General features: G+C 60.7%; 11 protein-coding genes. 5 read left to right on the top strand and 6 right to left on the bottom strand.

Translation table 11 applies throughout. The features are described from left to right. Positions 1-89 precede the first annotated feature (89 nt). From NW807_RS07265 to NW807_RS07280, 4 genes are all read left to right on the top strand, one after another. Positions 90-4679 (top strand): glutamate synthase-related protein, encoded by a 4590-nt coding sequence (locus tag NW807_RS07265; protein ID WP_414425679.1) that lies wholly within the window; start codon positions 90-92, stop codon positions 4677-4679. A gap of 100 nt (positions 4680-4779) precedes the next feature. Further along, positions 4780-5871, top strand: a complete 1092-nt coding sequence (gene acsF, locus NW807_RS07270) for a magnesium-protoporphyrin IX monomethyl ester (oxidative) cyclase (RefSeq protein WP_414405629.1) — start codon at positions 4780-4782, stop codon at positions 5869-5871. A 47-nt stretch (positions 5872-5918) separates the two neighbouring features. Continuing rightward, positions 5919-7400, top strand: a complete 1482-nt coding sequence (locus NW807_RS07275) for a site-2 protease family protein (protein WP_414425680.1) — start codon at positions 5919-5921, stop codon at positions 7398-7400. Between the two features lie 21 nt (positions 7401-7421). Beyond that, a complete protein-coding gene (locus tag NW807_RS07280; protein WP_414425681.1) occupies positions 7422-9356 on the top strand; it encodes a tetratricopeptide repeat protein in 1935 nt (644 codons plus the stop codon). An 8-nt stretch (positions 9357-9364) separates the two neighbouring features. Here the strand turns inward: NW807_RS07280 and lgt are convergent, their stop codons facing one another. The 3 genes from lgt to NW807_RS07295 form a co-directional block, all read right to left on the bottom strand. Then, a complete protein-coding gene (lgt, locus tag NW807_RS07285; RefSeq protein WP_414425682.1) occupies positions 9365-10501 on the bottom strand; it encodes a prolipoprotein diacylglyceryl transferase in 1137 nt (378 codons plus the stop codon). 74 nt (positions 10502-10575) lie between these two features. Next, on the bottom strand, positions 10576-11268 hold the full coding sequence (locus tag NW807_RS07290; RefSeq protein ID WP_414425683.1) for a response regulator transcription factor: 693 nt from the start codon (positions 11266-11268) through the stop codon (positions 10576-10578). 193 nt (positions 11269-11461) lie between these two features. Continuing rightward, positions 11462-12676 carry a glycosyltransferase family 2 protein gene (locus NW807_RS07295; protein WP_414425684.1) on the bottom strand — a complete coding sequence of 405 codons (1215 nt, stop codon included), beginning with the start codon at positions 12674-12676 and terminating at the stop codon, positions 11462-11464. Between the two features lie 106 nt (positions 12677-12782). Here NW807_RS07295 and NW807_RS07300 point away from each other — a divergent pair, with 106 nt between their 5' ends. Next, positions 12783-13142, top strand: a complete 360-nt coding sequence (locus NW807_RS07300; RefSeq protein ID WP_414425685.1) for an STAS domain-containing protein — start codon at positions 12783-12785, stop codon at positions 13140-13142. Positions 13143-13196: 54 nt separating this feature from the next. Here NW807_RS07300 and NW807_RS07305 read toward each other — a convergent pair whose 3' ends face one another. The 3 genes from NW807_RS07305 to NW807_RS07315 all read right to left on the bottom strand — a co-directional run bounded on the left by NW807_RS07305 (position 13197) and on the right by NW807_RS07315 (position 17994). Then, a complete protein-coding gene (locus NW807_RS07305; RefSeq protein WP_414425686.1) occupies positions 13197-13988 on the bottom strand; it encodes a tetratricopeptide repeat protein in 792 nt (263 codons plus the stop codon). Between the two features lie 112 nt (positions 13989-14100). Further along, positions 14101-15882, bottom strand: coding sequence for an NADPH-dependent assimilatory sulfite reductase hemoprotein subunit (locus NW807_RS07310; protein ID WP_414394732.1), 1782 nt, complete (start codon positions 15880-15882; stop codon positions 14101-14103). A 117-nt stretch (positions 15883-15999) separates the two neighbouring features. Next, positions 16000-17994, bottom strand: coding sequence for an ABC transporter ATP-binding protein/permease (locus NW807_RS07315; protein WP_414425687.1), 1995 nt, complete (start codon positions 17992-17994; stop codon positions 16000-16002). Positions 17995-18099: the final 105 nt, after the last annotated feature.

Here is an 18099-nt window from a genome sequence, read left to right on the forward strand (position 1 = left end):
GCCCCCTTTTCCTGTAGGATTGATTGCGATATGCTAGTCTTCCATATCTCAAAAGGCGTGGACTGCTCCAAGACTGTTTCTTCAACCCTATGAATCCGGCTCCCATCCTGAACGCAAGCTGGCACTTTCAAGAGCGGGATAGCTGTGGCGTCGGGTTTTTGGTAGATCGCCAGGGAAGAGCCAGCCACGAGCTGCTGCAAAAAACCCTCGCTGCCCTTGCCTGCATGGAGCACCGCGGCGGCTGCGGCGGGGACAGCCAAAGTGGGGATGGAGCCGGTATTGCTACAGCTATTCCCTGGAAGCTGCTGCAGGCAGAGCTTGAGGCCATTCGAGCTTGGGATCCCAGCCGCAGCGCAGTGGGCATGCTGTTTTTGCCTCAGGATCCCGCTGAGTGCCAGGCAGTGCGCCAGCTCATCGAGGACTACTTGGTGACCACGGAGTGGGGGCAGCCCATCTGGCGCCAGGTGCCAGTCAATCCAGACTGCCTGGGGCCGATGGCACGGCAGACCCTGCCCTCCATCTGGCAGATGCTGCTTACTCACCCCACGCTGGAGGGAGACGAGCTGGAGCGGCAGCTTTACCTCTTGCGGCGGCGCCTGCGGCGACAGGTGGAGAGCCGGTTTGGCGTTCATTCCCTCTACTTTGCCTCCCTCTCCTGCCGGCTGATTGTCTATAAAGGCATGGTGCAGTCAGCCGCGCTGGGCCAGTTTTACCGCGATCTGCAAGACCCCCTCTACACCACTGCCTACGCCACCTACCACCGCCGCTTCAGCACCAACACCCTGCCCCGGTGGTCCCTGGCCCAACCCTTCCGCTACCTCTGCCACAACGGCGAGATCAATACCTACCTGGGCAATGTCAACTGGATGGCTGCCCGCGAGTCCTCTTTGGCCCATCCCTTTTGGGGCGAGGCTATTGAGGAGCTCAAACCCGTCATTGACCCCGGCACCAGCGACTCAGCAGGCCTGGACGCGGTCTTCGAGCTCTTGATTGCCTCGGGCTACTCCAGCCAGCAGGCAATGATGGTGCTGATCCCGGAGGCCTACCGCCACCAGCCGGAGTTAGCCAATCATCCCGAAGTGGCCGACTTCTACGAGTTTTTTGCCGGCCTGCAGGAAGCATGGGATGGGCCGGCCATGGTGGTTTTCTGCGATGGCAAAACTATTGGAGCCACGCTGGATCGCAATGGCCTACGCCCGGCCCGCTACGCCCTTAGCCGCGATGGATTGCTGGTGGTCGCCTCGGAAGCGGGGGTGGTTTCCCTGCCGGAAGCCGAGATCCTAGAAAAGGGGCGGCTGGGGCCAGGGCAGATGCTCATGGTGGATCTGCAAAGCGGCCAGCTCTACAAAAACTGGGAGATCAAGACCCAGGTGGCAGCTCAGCGCCCCTATGGGGAGTGGTTGAGGGCTTACCGCGTTCAGCTTGCTAGCCAAGACTTTGAGAGCGCCCCGCAGCTTACCGAGGAGCAACTCCTCCAGCTGCAGACGGCCTGCGGCTACTCCTTGGAAGACGTGGAGATGATCATCGAGGAGATGGCGGCCACAGGCAAAGAGCCGGTTTTCAGCATGGGGGATGATGCGCCGCTGGCGGTGCTCTCCACCCAGCCCCACCCCCTTTATGACTACTTCAAGCAGCGCTTTGCCCAGGTGACCAACCCCCCCATCGATCCCCTGCGGGAAAGCTTGGTGATGTCTTTGGACATGTACCTGGGCTCCAAAGGCAACCTGCTGGAGATCCGGCCCGAGCATGCTCGCCTGCTGCACCTACGCAGCCCCGTGCTCAACGAGGCGGAGCTGGCCGCCCTGCAGCGCACGCCCTTTCCTTGTCGCACGCTGCCGACCCTCTACCCAATCGCCGCCGGGCCAGCAGGAATGGCTGCCCAAGTGCGGGCCCTTTGCCAAGAGGCAGCGCAAGCAGTGCGGGAGGGAGCAGAGATCTTAATCCTCTCGGATCGGGGCCTCAGCGCTGAGCAGGCCTTGATCCCCCCTCTGCTAGCCGTGGGAGCCGTCCACCATCACCTCATCCAGGAGGGGCTGCGCCTACGCGCTTCTCTGGTGGTGGAGACGGCCCAGTGCTGGAGCACTCACCACTTTGCTTGCCTAATTGGCTACGGGGCCAGCGCCGTCTGCCCCTACCTGGCCTACGAGGCGGTGCGCCAGTGGTGGCACAAGCCCAAGACCCAGACCCAGATGGCCAGTGGCAAGCTGCCCCAGATTTCTGTGGCCGAAGCCCAATTGCGGTACCGGGCAGCCATTGAGGCGGGGTTGCTCAAGATCCTCTCCAAGATGGGCATTTCCCTCCTCTCCAGCTACCACGGGGCCCAGATCTTCGAGGCCATCGGTCTCAGCCAAGAGGTGATTGACCTGGCCTTCCGCGGCACGGTGTCGCAGGTGGGGGGAATGACGCTGGCGGACTTGGCTCGCGAGGGCATGGTAAATCACCAGCGGGCCTTCCCCCAGCTCACCTCGAAAAAGCTGGAGAACTTTGGCTTTATCCAAGCGCGGCCTAAGGGCGAGTACCACATCAATAGCCCAGAAATGGCCAAGCTGCTGCATAGGGCCATCGCCTCTGGACAGCCCGATCACTACGAGATCTACCGGGCCTATTTGCGCAACCGCCCCCCCACGGCCCTACGGGATCTGCTTGACTTTCGCAGCGACCGGGATCCCATTCCCCTGGAAGAGGTAGAGCCCGTTACAGCCATCTTCAAGCGTTTTACCACGGGGGGGATGTCGCTAGGGGCCCTCAGCCGCGAAGCCCACGAGACCCTAGCCATTGCCATGAACCGCATCGGTGGCAAGTCTAACTCCGGCGAGGGCGGAGAGGACCCAGAGCGCTACCTCCCCATCACCGATGTGACGCCGGAGGGAACCTCGGCGCGGTTCCCTCACCTTAGGGGCTTGCGCATGGGGGACAACGCCAGCTCGGCAGTGAAGCAGGTGGCCTCGGGCCGCTTTGGCGTAACCCCTGAGTACTTGGTCAACGCGCAGCAAATCGAGATTAAGATTGCCCAGGGCGCCAAGCCAGGCGAGGGCGGGCAACTGCCCGGCTCAAAGGTCAGCCCCTACATTGCCAAGCTGCGCCGCTCCAAGCCAGGGGTAACCCTGATCTCGCCGCCGCCCCACCACGACATCTACTCCATCGAGGATCTGGCCCAGTTGATCTTCGACCTCCACCAGGTCAACCCCCAGGCGCAGGTGTCGGTGAAACTGGTGGCGGAGGTGGGCATCGGCACGGTGGCAGCAGGGGTAGCCAAAGCCAATGCCGACATCATCCAGATCTCCGGCCACGAAGGGGGTACAGGGGCCTCTCCCCTTAGCTCCATCAAACACGCAGGCTCACCCTGGGAGCTGGGCTTAGTGGAGGTGCATCACGCCCTCTTGGAAAACGGCCTGCGGCAGCGAGTGATTTTGCGAGTGGATGGCGGCCTGCGCACCGGCTGGGAGGTGGTGATGGCGGCCATGCTGGGAGCGGAGGAGTTTGGCTTTGGAACCGTAGCCATGATTGCCGAGGGGTGCATCATGGCGCGGGTGTGCCACACCAACAACTGCCCGGTGGGGGTGACGAGCCAAAAGGAGGAGCTGCGCAAGCGCTTCCCTGGCACTCCAGATCAGGTAGTAACTTTCTTTACCTTTGTGGCCGAGGAGGTGCGCCAGATCCTAGCCCGCCTAGGCTACCGCTCCCTCAAAGAGGTCATTGGGCGGGTGGATCTGCTCTGCCCCCGCGCCGACGTGGCTTTGGAAAAAACCCAGTCTCTCCAGTTGGACTGTCTGCTGCGAACTCCCCCTGGCTTTGATCCCCACCGTCAGCCCGAGTGGCTAGAGCATGAACCGGTGCACTCCAATGGCCCGGTGCTGGACGAGCAGATCCTGGCCCGGCCTGAGGTGCAAAAGGCTATTGAGACCTGCAGCACGGCCACCTTGGAACTCCCCATCGCGAACACCGACCGCTGTGTGGGCGGGCGCATCGCCGGCACCCTGGCTCGGCGGTATGGGGATGGGGGCTTTGCCCAGCAGGGGGGGCTGTTGGATCTGCGCTTTGTGGGCACAGCCGGCCAGAGCTTTGGGGCCTTTACCCTGGCGGGCATGCGCCTCACCCTGACGGGAGAAGCCAACGACTACGTGGGCAAGAGCATGTGCGGCGGAGAGATCATCGTTCTAGCTCCCCCAGAAGCCCCACGGGATCCGGCGGAAAACGTGATCCTGGGCAACACCTGCCTGTACGGGGCCACGGGCGGATCCCTGTTTGCCAACGGCCAGGCGGGAGAGCGCTTTGCCGTACGCAACTCCGGTGCCCAGGCAGTCGTCGAGGGGGCTGGCGACCACTGCTGCGAATACATGACCGGCGGCGTGGTGGTGGTGCTGGGCCGGGTGGGCCGCAACCTGGGGGCGGGCATGACCGGCGGCCTGGCCTACGTGCTGGATGAGGAGGGCAACTTCCCCGCCAAGGTCAACGGCGAGATCGTGCGCATTCAGCGGGTGCAAACCGCAGCAGCGGAAGCGCAACTCAAGGGCCTGGTCCAGGAGCACTACCGCCGCACCCATTCCCCCAAAGCTGAGCGCATCCTCAAGAACTGGGAGCGCTACCTCCCTCTCTTCTGGCAGGTGGTTCCCCCTTCCGAAGAGGGCAGTGAGCTAACGGATCCCGCCCGATCCCAGCCAGCGGCAGTGCAGTCGTAGGAGTTTCAGGGTCTGTTGGTAACACTTCTTATCCCCACGGCAGCTAAGGGAACTGGTAAACTGCGAGGGTGTAGCTGGTTTTTATCTGCTTTAGCCACCTATGAGTTCCAGCCTGGAAGCCGCCAAGATTCAGGCGCGAGTACCCAAGGAGACTATCCTGACACCGCGCTTCTACACCACCGATTTCGAAGCCATTGGCAAGATGAGCCTAGGGGATCGGGAGGCCGACTTCCGAGCCATTCTGGAGGAGTTTCGCGCCGACTACAACCGCCACCACTTTGTCCGCGGCGAGGAGTTTAACCAAGACTGGGAAAGTCGCCTCGATCCGGAGGCGCGTCGGCTGTTTGTGGAGTTTTTGGAGCGCTCCTGCACGGCAGAGTTCTCCGGCTTCCTCCTCTACAAGGAGTTATCCCGTCGGCTGAAAAAGACCAACCCCATCTTGGCCGAGTGCTTTGCCCTCATGAGCCGGGATGAAGCCCGCCACGCCGGCTTCCTCAACCGGGCCATGGGCGACTTTAACATGGCCTTTGATCTAGGCTTTTTAACCAAGCACAAGTCCTACACCTATTTCGCGCCCCGCTTTATCTTCTACGCCACTTATCTTTCCGAGAAGATTGGCTACTGGCGCTACATCCTCATCTACCGCCACCTAGAGGCCCATCCTGAAAACCGCATCTACCCCATCTTCAATTTCTTCAAGAACTGGTGCCAGGACGAGAACCGGCACGGCGACTTCTTTGCCCTTGTGCTTCTTAGCCAGCCACGGCTGCTCAGGGGATGGGTAGCTGAACTCTGGTGCCGCTTCTTCCTGCTGTCGGTGTTTGCCACCATGTACCTCAACGACGTGGGCGAGCGCCCGGGTTTCTACCGCCTCCTCGGCCTGGATCCCCATGCCTATGACATGGAGGTAATCTACAAAACCAACCGCGAGGCGGCTAAGGTGTTCCCAGTGGTATTGGATGTGGAAAACCCTGAGTTTGTGCGGCGGCTGCAGAAGTGTATAGCCAACAACGCCAAACTGAGGGAGATTGAGCGGGGATCTGGCCCCTTCAAGGGTCTGCGCAAGCTGCCGCTTTACCTCAACAACGCCTACCAGTTCCTGCGGCTGTTCTTACTCAAACCGCGCAAAGCTGGCTTCTACCTGTGGGAGGAGCCAGAGCCTCGTTTTGAAGGAGCAGTCGTTTCCGCCTAAGCCCTCTTGCCCTAGCTGGATACCCGTACAGCCTTGCTAGGTCAGCCATGAACATTGCTGCTGGGATTACACCGCTCTTTTTGCTGGGAACGCTGGCCTTTTTGGGTTGGGGCTTCTGGCGAGCCCGCCGGCGGGGATCCCTAGCCGTCTGGATGTGGCTGCAGGGATCCCTGCTCCTTTTGCCGTGGGTGATCTTCCTGGGGCTGCTGCTGGTGGGGGTTTACCTCAACTTTGCCGGCTTCTTGCTGCTCTTGCTGGTGTTTACGGGGCTCTACATTGCCGTGGGGCGCAAAACCCGCCAGTTGGCCCAGCAGGAGCTGCAAGCGCGGCGGCAGCAGTTGGCTAGTTTAGAGGGGCAACCAGAAGGGGCAGCGGAGGCGTCGACCCAGGCTGCGGCGGAGCCAGCAGGGTTTCTGCGCAAGATCTCCGCCGAGGATTTGCAAGCTATCCAATCCATCTTCAGCCTGGACACCTTTTTTGTTACTGAAACCATCCCCTATGGGGAGGGGGCCATCTTTAAGGGCAACCTCCGCGGGGACGCCGAGGTGGTCGTACCCCTACTGGTGGAAAAGCTCAAAGAGCGCGTGGGCAGCCGCTACCAACTGTTTTTGGTCGAGGATGCCTCGGAAAAGCCGGCGGTGGTGGTTCTGCCGGACGAGATAGTTAACTACCGCGCCTCGAGGGGAGCCCAGATTCTGGCCGCAGGCCTAATGCTAGCTAGCTTTCTGGCCACCCTAGAGGTGGGGGCCAACTTGCTGGGCTTCCGGCTGTTGGAGGCGCCAGGGCGCTGGGTGGAAGCTCTGCCCGTGGCAGCTGGGATCTTTGCCATTTTGCTGGTGCACGAGACCGGACACCGCTGGATGGCCGGCAAGTATGGGGTGCGCCTCAGCCCCGCTTTTGTTATCCCCAGCCTAGGGATTGGCACGCTGGGATCCCTAAACCGCATCCAATCGCCGGTGCCCAACCGCAAGGCCCTCTTCGACATCGCCTTTGCCGGCCCGGCGGCGGGCGGTCTCCTTTCCTTGGTAGTGCTGCTGGTTGGCCTGAAGCTCTCGGGCACCGGGGGCGTGTACGTGCCTACGGAGATCTTTCGCAGCTCCATCCTGGTGGGCACCCTGGCGCGGCTGGTGCTGGGATCCCAGCTACAGGCGGAGCTGGTGCCCATTCACCCCTTCGTGGCCGTGGGCTGGATTGGGCTGGCCATCACCGCCTTGAGCCTGCTGCCTGCTGGCCAGTTGGACGGGGGTCGCATTGTGCAGGCCGTGTATGGGCGTAAGACAGCAGCCCGCGCCACGGTGATTACCCTCATTGCGTTGGCCGTGGCAGCCATCAGCAACGTCTTGGCCCTCTACTGGGCGCTGCTCATTCTCTTTATTGCTCGTGAGCCGGAGCGTCCCCCGCAAGATGAGATTACGGAAACCGACGGCCAGCGGGATGCCTTGGCGCTGCTAGCCCTCTTTTTGATGGTGATGACCCTGCTGCCAATTGCCCCCGCCTTGGCGGGCTTCCTCAACCTCCCCAACGGCTAAATGTCGCTGCCAGGAAAAGGCTTGGGCCCCAGCCGAGAGGACCAAGAAAAGCACCTGCAGGCCCTGCTGGTTCAGGCTGTCCACCATCACCAGCGGGGGCAACTGGAAGAGGCCATCTCCCTCTACCAACAGGTGTTGCAGGCCCGGCCCGCCCACCCGGAAGCGCTGCACCTTTTGGGGGTCTGCCGACAGCAGCAGGGAGTCCTGGAGGAAGCCATTGCCCTGATGCAGCAGGCCTTGGCGCAGCAGCCGTGGTTTCCCGACGCCCACTACAATCTGGCAATTGCCCTCAAGCAGGTAGGTTACCTGGAGGAGGCAAAAGCTCACCTCCAGCAGGCGTTGGAGCAGGGGGGGCCGGATCCAGAGGTCCTGTACCAGCTAGGCCTGGTGCTACGGCAGCAGGGGGAGTGGGAGGCGGCGCTGGTGCCGCTGCTGCAGGCTCTGGAGTTGCAGCCGGGCTTTACCGATGCTGCCCATATCCTGGCCATCTTGTTGCGCGATTGCGGGCAAGAGGAGGAAGCGGCCAAGCTGTTCTACCAACTCTGGCAAGCGGATCCAGCCGACTTGGCCGCCGCCCTGGGCTGGTGTGTCAGCCAGTTGCCCCTGCTCTACGACGCCCCGGAACAGATAGCAAGCGCTCGCCAGCGCTACCGCCAGGCCCTAGAAGAGGTCAAGGCCCGCTGGGAGCAACTGCCGCGGGATCCAGAAACCCTGGAGCAAGCGGCTGCCGGCGTCGGCTCTGTCCAGCCTTTCTTTTTGCCCTACCAGGGCCAGAACGACCGCGAGCTGCAGCAACTGTACGGATCCCTAGTGGGGGAGGTCATGGCGGCTCGCTACCCCCAGCCTTCCCTTCCCCGGCAGCGACGTCCTGGGCGGCTTCGGGTAGGCATCGTCTCCGGCCTGTTCCGGGATCACTCGGTTTGGAAGATCCTAACTCGCGGCTGGGTAGAAGCTTTGGATCGCTCCCAAGTGGCCCTCTACGGCTTCCACACCTCGGCCATCCAAGACGAGATCACGCGCTCCCTGCCCTCTCGCTTTGAGCAGTTTGTGGCCGGATCCCGCAGCTTAATGGAGTGGCAGGCAGTCATTCGAGAGGCGCAACTGGACGTGCTCCTCTACCCAGAAGTGGGCATCGACCCGGTCTGCGCTCAACTGGCTGCCCTGCGTTTGGCGCCGGTACAGGCCATGGCCTGGGGCCACCCCCAGACTTCCGGCCTGCCAACAATGGATGTCTTCATCAGCAGCGAGCTGATGGAACCGCCGGACGGGGCCAGCCACTACACTGAGCAGCTCCTGCTCCTGCCCGGCCTCGGCACCTACTACATCCCCTCGGAGGTTGCACCTGCCTCTGTGGACTGGCAGGCCTGGGGGGTGGATCCCGACAGGGTGCTCTACCTTTGTGCCCAATCCTTGTTCAAATACCTGCCCCAATACGACGAGGTGTTCCCCCGCATTGCCCGGGAGGTGGGGCGGTGTCAATTCCTATTCCTCCAGGGCCGCCTTTCCCAAGGGATCCGCCAGCGCTTTTGGCAACGGCTGCAGCGAGCCTTCCGCGCCTACGGCCTGGCCGCCGAAGACTACGTGCTGCTGCTGCCAGAGCTCTCGCCCGCCGAATATGCCGCCTACAACGCCCTGGGGGATGTTTACCTAGACAGCATCGGCTGGTCTGGCGGCAACACCACCCTGGAAGCCTTGCCCCACGGCCTGCCCATTGTGACCTTGCCGGGATCCCTGATGCGGGGCCGCCATACCTACGCCATCCTGCAGCAAATGGAGCTCCACGAAACCATTGCTTCTAGCCTGGATGAGTACGTTCAGATTGCCGTGCGGCTGGGCTTGGACGACCGCTGGCGTGAGAAAGTGGGCCGGCAGGTAAAAGCCCGCCAGGAGCGGGTCTACCGGGATCCCGCCCCCATCCGCGCCCTGGAAGCGTGGCTGCAAACTCTGAAGAGCTGAGGGGGAGTTTACTGGCCGGAGTCCCGACCTTCCAAACGGCAGAGCAGTTGCCGCATCAATAGCTCCCGCTGGCCTAGAGAGAGGTGGGGAGCAACCGCGCTGGAAAAATGGGGCATGGCTAGGGTGACGCGATCCAGCAAGTCAGCACGGCGATGTTGTTGCTGGATGGCCCAGGCCCGCTGCACAAGGTCTGCGGCTGTTTCCAGCTCCAGCCCCGCTTGTTCGGCTAGCCAAGCGGCTAATTGTTCCAGGTCGGGATCAAAGCGCAGCCGGTACATGTAGATTAGCATCCCGATCCCGAGCACTAGGCCTACGGCGCTGGCCACATAGGCAGCCTTAACGGAAGTTCCCGGCAGATAGGCCACCGCCGACACGCGTAAGATTTCATAGGGGATGCGAATCAGGCTGTAGCCGACGACATAGGTCCAGACCCAAGTGCCATCCTTAAGCTTGGGAAAGCGCCAGAACATCCCCATCAAGAGGGCAAACAGAACCAGGTTAAGGAGGCTTTCGTAAAAGAAGATGGGGTGAAAAAACTCAAACTGGCTGTGTTCCGGCTCGCGGGCCTCGGGAGGGATATATATCCGCAAAGGCCAACTGCTGTCAGGAGGAATGGGGGCACCGTAGGCCTCGGAGTTGAAAAAATTGCCCCAGCGCCCAATGGCTTGGCCCAAGATCAAGCCGGGGGTAATCACATCGGCGTACTTCCACCCGTTGATCCCGGTGGCGCGGCAATAGAGGTAAAGGGCAAGCGCCCCTGCCAAGATCCCACCGTGGATGATGATGCCTCCCCGCCAGATGGCAAAGGCCAAGAGGGGATTGTCTTGGAACTCTGACCAATGGGTGAGGACGTAGTAGAGGCGGGCGCCCAGAAACCCCGACACCACTAGCCACAGGGCCAGGGCCTCGACCCGCTCGCTGGCCTTGCCCGGCTCTTTCTCAAGGTGACGGGCCTCCGCTAGGGCTTTGGTCAGGATTAGGCCAACCAACACGGCAATGCCCATCAGCAGGCCGTACCAGCGCAAACCTAGCCCGCCCACCAGGGGAGTGCTGGGGGGAAAGCGGAAGACAAATTCTCCGGGCGAGCTAAAAGTAAGGCCTAGCAGCTCAGTACCCCGTAGATTCATCCCCAGCACGCTCTGCACCCCCAATCCCCCAACTTAGTTCCAGCAGTTAGCTTCCACGCCGCGCCAGTAGGACGAATTTTCCGGTTGCGCTCCTAGTCTCGCAACACGTAGCCTACCCCGCGCACCGTCTGGATGAGGCGCTTCTCTCCTGGAGCTTCGATCTTAAGACGCAAGTAGCGAATGTAAACCTCGATGATGTTAGAGTCGCCTGCAAAGTTATGTCCCCACACATGCTCCAGAATCTGCTGGCGGGTGAGCACCTGGCGGGGATGTTCCATGAGGTAGCGCAACAGCTCGTATTCTTTAGCGGTCAGCTCCACCTGGCGCTCTCCCCGCCTCACCTCCCGCGTCACGGGATCCAGGGTTAGATCCATGAACACCAACTGGCCATGGGGGGATCCCTTGGGGTGCTGCAAATAGATCCGTATCCGCGCCAGTAACTCCTGAAGGCTAAAGGGTTTCACGACGTAATCATCCGCCCCGGCCTCCAGCCCTGCCGCCCGAGCTGCCACCTCATCGCTAGCCGTCATTAGCACCACCGGCACGCGGTTGCCCGTCAAGCGCAACTGGCGACAAACTTCCAACCCCGAGATCCCGGGCAACATCCAGTCCAAGAGCACCAGGTCGGGGTTTTGGGTGCGGGCTGCCGCTAGCCCCGCCGTGCCATCGCCGACCACACTGACTCGGTACCCTTCATAGGTCAGCCCAGTTTCCAGAAAACGGGCCAACTTGGCCTCATCTTCGATCACCAGAATGTGGGCAGAGGAGGATTCCGGCTCGGGCATATTCTCTCCAGAAGAGGCGGGAAATCGGCTCCCTGCCCACCAGCATACCTTAGCCGTAGGGATTGACAGGCGGGGTAACGTGAAGCCTGCGCCAGCTACGTGTCCCACAAGCGGCTGCTGCCTGAAGGAGAGATTTGCTGCAGCTACAGGATCTCCCAGCTATCCCCGAAACCGAGGGTGGCGAACACTTAGATTAACCCCCACTCCTCCTACGCTCGGCTGATGACGAGTAGGTGCGCCCGCGCCAAGAGCGGGGCCGGCTGAGGGCCGACAGGATCACTCGCAGGACGGCCAAGGGATCCGCCAGCGGCGAAGCCCAAAACGTCCAGGGGGGATCTTGGTAGGAGCCGCGAATGCCCACAAGGACTCCCAGTCGCAAGGCAACTAGGCCCAGGTTGAGACCCAGCAGCACCTGCTCCGTTAGGGAAAAGGGGAACCCCAGCCCGGCCTTGAGCCCCAGACCCCCAACCGCTAAGACTGGGATCCCTTGGGTAAGCACAAGTAGGGCGATGTCCCCCCACAGTTGGGCTGCAGGAGTGGCATCTTTCAAGTCCAGGGATCGGCCCCACTCCCGCCAAGTTTCGGCCAAAGAAGTGTACATGCGCACCTTGAGCAGGTGCCGACCGTTGCAGAAAGCGACCTTAAAGCCGGCTGCCGCTATCTGCCGCACCAGGGTGACATCGTCGCAGAAGGAGGCCCGCGCCAGCGTGTAGCCGTTCATGGCTTCTAGCACCGAGCGGCGCACCAACATGCACTGCCCATTGGCCATCGTCCGCTCTGGCAGGGTAGCAGTGTCCCCTGGCGCTCCATAGCGGTAAATTAGGGTTGCCAAAAGAGCTGGTTGGAGCCAGCCTTCCCCCCAGTGCTGCAGGATAAACTGCGGCGCCAGGGTGAGGAGATCCAGCCCTTTGGCCTGGGCAGTTTCCAGCAAGCGCTCCACCAAGCCCGGCTGGGGGCGGGTATCGGCATCAATGCCCAAGATCCACTCAGAAGCGGGATCCGCCTGGAGAAAGCCGTAGTGTAAAGCCCAGGGACGACCCACCCAGCCGCTGGGCAGGGGATCGTCGGTCAAGAGGCGAAAGCGGGGATCCCGCTTGGCCATCTGCAGCACTTTTTCGCGGGTGCCATCCTGGGAGCAGCTATCCACCACCAGTACCTCGCGCACGACCGATCCCTGTTGGTGCAGCCCTTCCAGACAGGGATCCAGGCGCTCGGCTTCGTTGAGGGTAGGCAGCAAGACGCTGACCAAGCCCGGCGGAAAAGGGATCCCCGGTTGACCAGGAGGAAGAGGAGAAGGACGCCACAGAGAGGGCAGCAGCCGGGCCAGCAACACCGCCGCCATCGGCAGCTGTAGGGCCAACAAACCCAAGGCAGCCGCATCCTCCATCGGGATCGCGTGCGTATCCATTAGAGCTACCTTCCTACCTCCAAGTTGCCCAGCAAGGCCCAAGCCGGTGGCTTTGGTTCAGAATCAAGGTGACCCTTGCCCTCGGCTTTTTCTTTCTTAGCCCTTTGTGGACGTTTCCACTCAGCTTAGCCCCGGGGGATCCCTTGTCGCCCTTGTCAAGCTTCCTGCAGGACAGCTGGAGCGTGCTTTGGTGCAGAAAGAGCTGAGTCAGATTCTCGCCAAGAAACCCAAGCACCTCTTACTGGATCTAAGCCAGGTCACGCGGATCGACAGCAGGGGGGTTTCGGCTTTGGTGTGGGCAAGACGCGCCTGCGCCGTCGCCGACTGTCATCTCAAGCTCTGCGGCCTAGGAGAACAAGCCAAGCTGGTTCTCAAGGTTACCCGTCTGGACTCTCTCTTCGAGACTTATCCGTCGGTGGAAGTGGCTCTCAAGAATCTCTCCGACGCCTATAAGGGGGACGGCTAGTTGCAAGTTCTGCTACCTACATCCTCAGGCAGCAGTCCCCTGACTCTCTACAGCCTAAGGCTGGTTTCTTTGGGCATAGAGCTTGGCCTGTTGCCGGATTTCCTCCCGCACCTTGGGCGGGGCCAGGCGGGCTGCTTGCTCAAATAGCTCAGGGGCTTTTGCCCGTAGGTTTTCGTCAGTGGCGGAGCTAAGGGCCATCGCCTTGCCTAGGATTGGGGCATAGGCACTGGGATCCTCCGCAATTAACTGGTCGTAAAGAGCTATGGCTTTTTCGGTCTGATTGTTGCGGGCATAGACAAAGGCCAAGCGCAGGCGGACGTCGCTATCTTCCGGGACTTCCTTCAGATAGTTCTCCAGCAGGCCAACAGCTTCAGAAGTGCGGCCCAAAGCTAGTTGAACCTCAGCCAGCTCCTGGAGGACTTGGCTATCTTTGGGATCCTTTTTGTAGAGAACTTGAAGTTGCTCCAGCGCCCCTTCCAGATCTCCTGTATCCCGCTGAATTTGAGCCAAAAAGGCTCGCAGTTGCCGATTTTCCGGCTCCAGTTCCACCAGCTTCTTCAGCGGCTCGATTGCCCCTTGCGGCTCGTTGAGCTGCAGTTGCGTGTCGACCAGTCCCCGCAGAGCAATGGGGTTGTCCGGCTCCCGTTCCAGCACGGCGCGATAGCCATCCGCCTGGGCCCGCAGTTGTTCGGTAACCAAGCTAGCGGTGTCCTGCGAGTCCGAAGGCCCTAGTGCCTGGAGGATAGGACCAAAGGAGAAGCCCAAGAATATCGCTAGGCCAACCACCGCCACCAGGGCTTCTAGGAATTTGCGGAGGGGCGATTTGTCAGGTTTGGACTGAGGCATGAAAGGGGTCGCACAGAATCTCTCTGTACTCTATCATTCGCTCCCTTGGAAGCCCAGCAGCCTCTCGGTTAGACTTAGGAACTCATTTTGACCTCCATGAAGGGCAGCTCCCTCAACTTTGAACCTGCTGGAGCTGCTGCACCTGGGCCTGCAGGTAGGGGATCCCCACCCGGTGGCAGTAGTCGCCAAAGCGCTCTTGGGGCTGGCGCTCCTGCTTGTAGATCTGCAGGAGAATCCGCATCAGGGGCACAATTTGGCTAACATGCACCCGATCCTGAAACGGCTGGGCCAAGCGATCCCCTCGCGGGCTAGCCCCCAGCCAGATTTGGTAGTAGCCATCGGGGGCGGATCCCACCAATCCCAGCTCCGCCAAGTAAGGGCGGGCACAGCCGTTGGGGCAGCCGGTCATGCGCACCAAAAAGGGCGAGTCCTGTAGCCCCAGCTCCTGCACCACCTGATCCAACTGGCGAATCAAGCTGGGCAGGGCCCGCTCCGACTCGGTGATGGCTAGGCCACAGGTGGGGAGCGCCGGACAGGCCATGGACAGCCTCACCAGCTCCGGGATCTCCTCCTTGGAGGGGACTCCGTGGGACTTGAGGATCTGGTTAATGGCCTCTCGCTGGTGCTCCTCGATGTCGATGAGGATCACGTCCTGCGTGGGGGTAAGCCGCAGGTGGAGAGCAAATTCCTCCACAATCTTGCGCAGTGCCGTTTTGAGCTGCCGCTCCGGCGTATCTTGGATGCGGCCATTTTCAATAGAGATGCCCAAAAACCAACGGCCATCCCCCTGCTCGTGCCAGCCCAGGTAGTCGTCGCTGTTGGGGACAAACTTAGGCATGCGCCGGAAGGGCAATAGCTTCTCCCCCAGGTACTGCTCGACCACGCGGCGAAACTTGTGGATCCCCCAGTCGCGCACCAGATACTTCAGCCGCGCCTGCTTGCGGTCGTAGCGGTTGCCGTGATCCCGCTGCACGGCCAAGACCGCTTGGCAAACCCGATACACCGTCTCCGGCGGGGCAAAGCAGAGTTTCTGGGCCAAAAGGGGCTCCGTCTCTTCCTTGCCATGGGTGCGCCCCATCCCTCCGCCCACCACGATGTTGAAGCCCTTGAGGTTGCCCTTGCGGTCGGTGAGCACAATTAGGCCCAGATCCTGGGCGTAGATGTCGACCGTGTTCTCTCCAGCCACGGTGATGGCGGTCTTGAACTTGCGGGGCAAGTAGACTGGGCCATACAGAGGCTCCGGCCCTTCCAGCCTTACCCCATTGCCGACAAACTGCTCGGCTTCCCGGACTTCCGGATCCACCGGCGGGATGGGAACTGGCTCCCCATCTACCCAGATCTCATAGTAGGCAGAGGTCTTCGGCGCCAGGAGATCTGCCAGTTTGCGCGCATACTCCTGGGCATAGCGGTAGGCAGGCCGGTTCTTGTAGGGGGCAGCCGGCGCCGTGATGTTGCGGTTGACATCTCCACAGGCAGCCAGGGTGGATCCCATCTGCCGAATAATGCTGGCCACTGTGGCCTTGAGATTTTTCTTCAGGATCCCGTGTAATTGCAAGGTTTGTCGGGTGGTGGCGCGCAAGGTGCCGTTGCCGTACTCATCGGCCAGCCGATCCAGGGTCAAATAGAGCTGTGGCGGCACATGCCCCCCCGGAATGCGGGTGCGCAGCATCATCTGGTAGGCCCGCTCCAGTCCCTCCTGCTTTCGCTGCTGCCGCAGATCCCGGTCGTCCTGCTGGTAGACACCGTGGAACTTGAGCACCTGCACCGCCGCTTCGCTGAAGTGGGTGGTGTCTTGGGCCAACTCCTGCTGCAAGGGATCCCGCAGAAAGTTGCTTTCAGCCTTGATGTGCTCTACTTTGGAGCGCTTGGCTTCGGAGGTGGCAGAGGAGGTCATCTAATTCCCCAGTAATCCGGTCGGAATACCTGTGAAACAGGGTATCACCTCTTGCCAGCAACGTCCAGTTTGGCTTCTTTACAGCCTGCTGTAGCGCTTACAGCCGGCCTCAAAGCTCTAGCCGGCCAGCCCTAAGCGGGCGCTGTAGTCTGCCGCCGACCAGAGTTTCCACGTAGAGTTGCCCTGCAGCTCCAAGACAAGGTCGTGGTAGGCCAGGAGGGTGGGGCGGTGGCCGACACTGACGTAGGTGGTGTTGAGGCGTTGCAGTTGCAGGTAGAGCAGTTTTTCGTTGGCCACATCCAGGGCGCTGGTGGCCTCGTCCAAAATGGCGTAGCGGGGCCGTGTAATTAAGATGCGGGCAAAGGCCAGGCGCTGCTGTTCGCCCAAAGAGAGGGTGCTGGCCCAATCTTTCTCCACGTCGAAGCCGCCCACCCGCTCCGGCAAGTCAGCGAGGTTAACTTGGGCCAAGATCTGCAGGAGCTCCTCGTCGGTCAGATCCCGGCGACGGCCTGGATAGAGGAGTTGATCCCGCAGGGATCCCAGGAGCATGTAGGGCTTCTGGGGCAGGAAGAGCATTTCGCTGGTGTCGGGACGGGCGATGGATCCCTGGCCGTTGCTCCACAGGCCAGCAATGGCTCGCAGCAGGGAGCTCTTGCCGCTGCCGCTGACCCCCACAATCAACAGCCGTTGGCCTGCCTCTAGACTTAGGGACAGGTCCCGAACCAAGGTTCGTTCCGAATTGGGCGTAAGCAAAGTAACATGCTGCAGCGCCAGGTGGGGGGCAATGCGGGTTTGGATGGCGCTTTCTCGAGGACGCAGCTGGCGCAGGGCCGGATCCTCCAAAGCTTCGTAAAAGGATCCCAGGCGGTTGATCCCGGCGGCAAAGCTGGAGATGCTTTGGATCTGGTTGGCCACAATCGAAAGGGCGCTCAGCACCTGGCTAAAGGCAATGGTGGCCTGGGTGATGGTGCCAAAATCCCGCACGCCGCTAAAGTAAAGGGGAGCCACAATCACATAGGGAACGATGCGGGTAAAGTAGTTATAGGCGTACTGAAAGATATCGATAATTGCTTGCCAAATGATCAACAAATTAAAGTTGCGCAAGGCAGCAGCGAAGCGATTCAGGATCTGTCTTAGCTCTAGGTTTTCGCCCTGGTAAAAGGCAATGGACTCGGCGTTGTCTCGCACGTGTACTAGGCTGTAGCGAAAGTCGGCCTCGTAGCGCAGTTGATCGAAGTTAATTTTAATCAGCCTGCGACCGGCCAAAACGGCAATGCCAGTGCCGATGGTAGCATAGATAACCAATCCTATCGCCAGCACGCGGGAAATGCTATAGAGAATGCCAGTGAAGGCGTAGAGAGTGAGGATTGAGTCGAGAATATCCAACAAAAAAGAAAGGGTGGTGCCAGTAAAGGAGCGAACGTCTTCTGAAATGCGCTGGTCAGGGTTGTCGATTTCGGTGTTGGCAGCGTTGGAATCCAGCTCGTAGTAGGCCCGCCGGTCAAAGTAGCGATCCAGGAAGTAGTCGGTTAGCCATTCCCGCCAAAACAGGCCCAGCTTTAGCCGCGTATAGCGGTAGATCACCAAGATGGGAATGGCTGAGATAATCAACACCCCGTAGATGATCAAAAACTGCCAGAAGGTGCTCTCTTCCTTTTGCTGCAGGGCAGTGTCGATAAAACGAAAGATAAAGCTAATCATTACATTGAGCCGGTTTACCGTTAGAGATAGAAACAGCAAAAAGGTAAGGAGCACCCACTGCAGCCAGCGCCGATGGATCTGCCTCCATACCACCCCAAACGCCAGGCTGCTTAGGGCCAAGCTGGCTGCTGCCACCCACAGCACTGGCGAGGCTAGGTTTCTCTCTGTTTGCTCGACCAAGCCTGCTGCTAGGGTTCGGAAGAACTCTGGAAAAAGGGCCTTTCCAACCAGGGTTACCCCAATCTCGACAAAGAACATGAGGGCAACCACAAACACCATGGATGCTGCTAGCAGGCCAAAGAAAATCCAGCCTCCATAGCGCACCCTCGGGTAAAAATATGGCTGGGCTACGGTGATAAAGCGGTCCCAAAGTTTGCGGTCGAAGTTAAACTGATAGGTTTGGGAGTCCATGTTGGCAGCCGTCGGCAAGAGCGTGGGAGCCTTACAACATCTTCCAGGCTAGCAGGCCAGGGATCCCCATCTCTGTTCAGCAGGAGCAACTTCTCTAGCTGGCAA

Source organism: Synechococcus sp. R70.1, assembly GCF_047461675.1.
Lineage (GTDB): Bacteria > Cyanobacteriota > Cyanobacteriia > Thermostichales > Thermostichaceae > Thermostichus.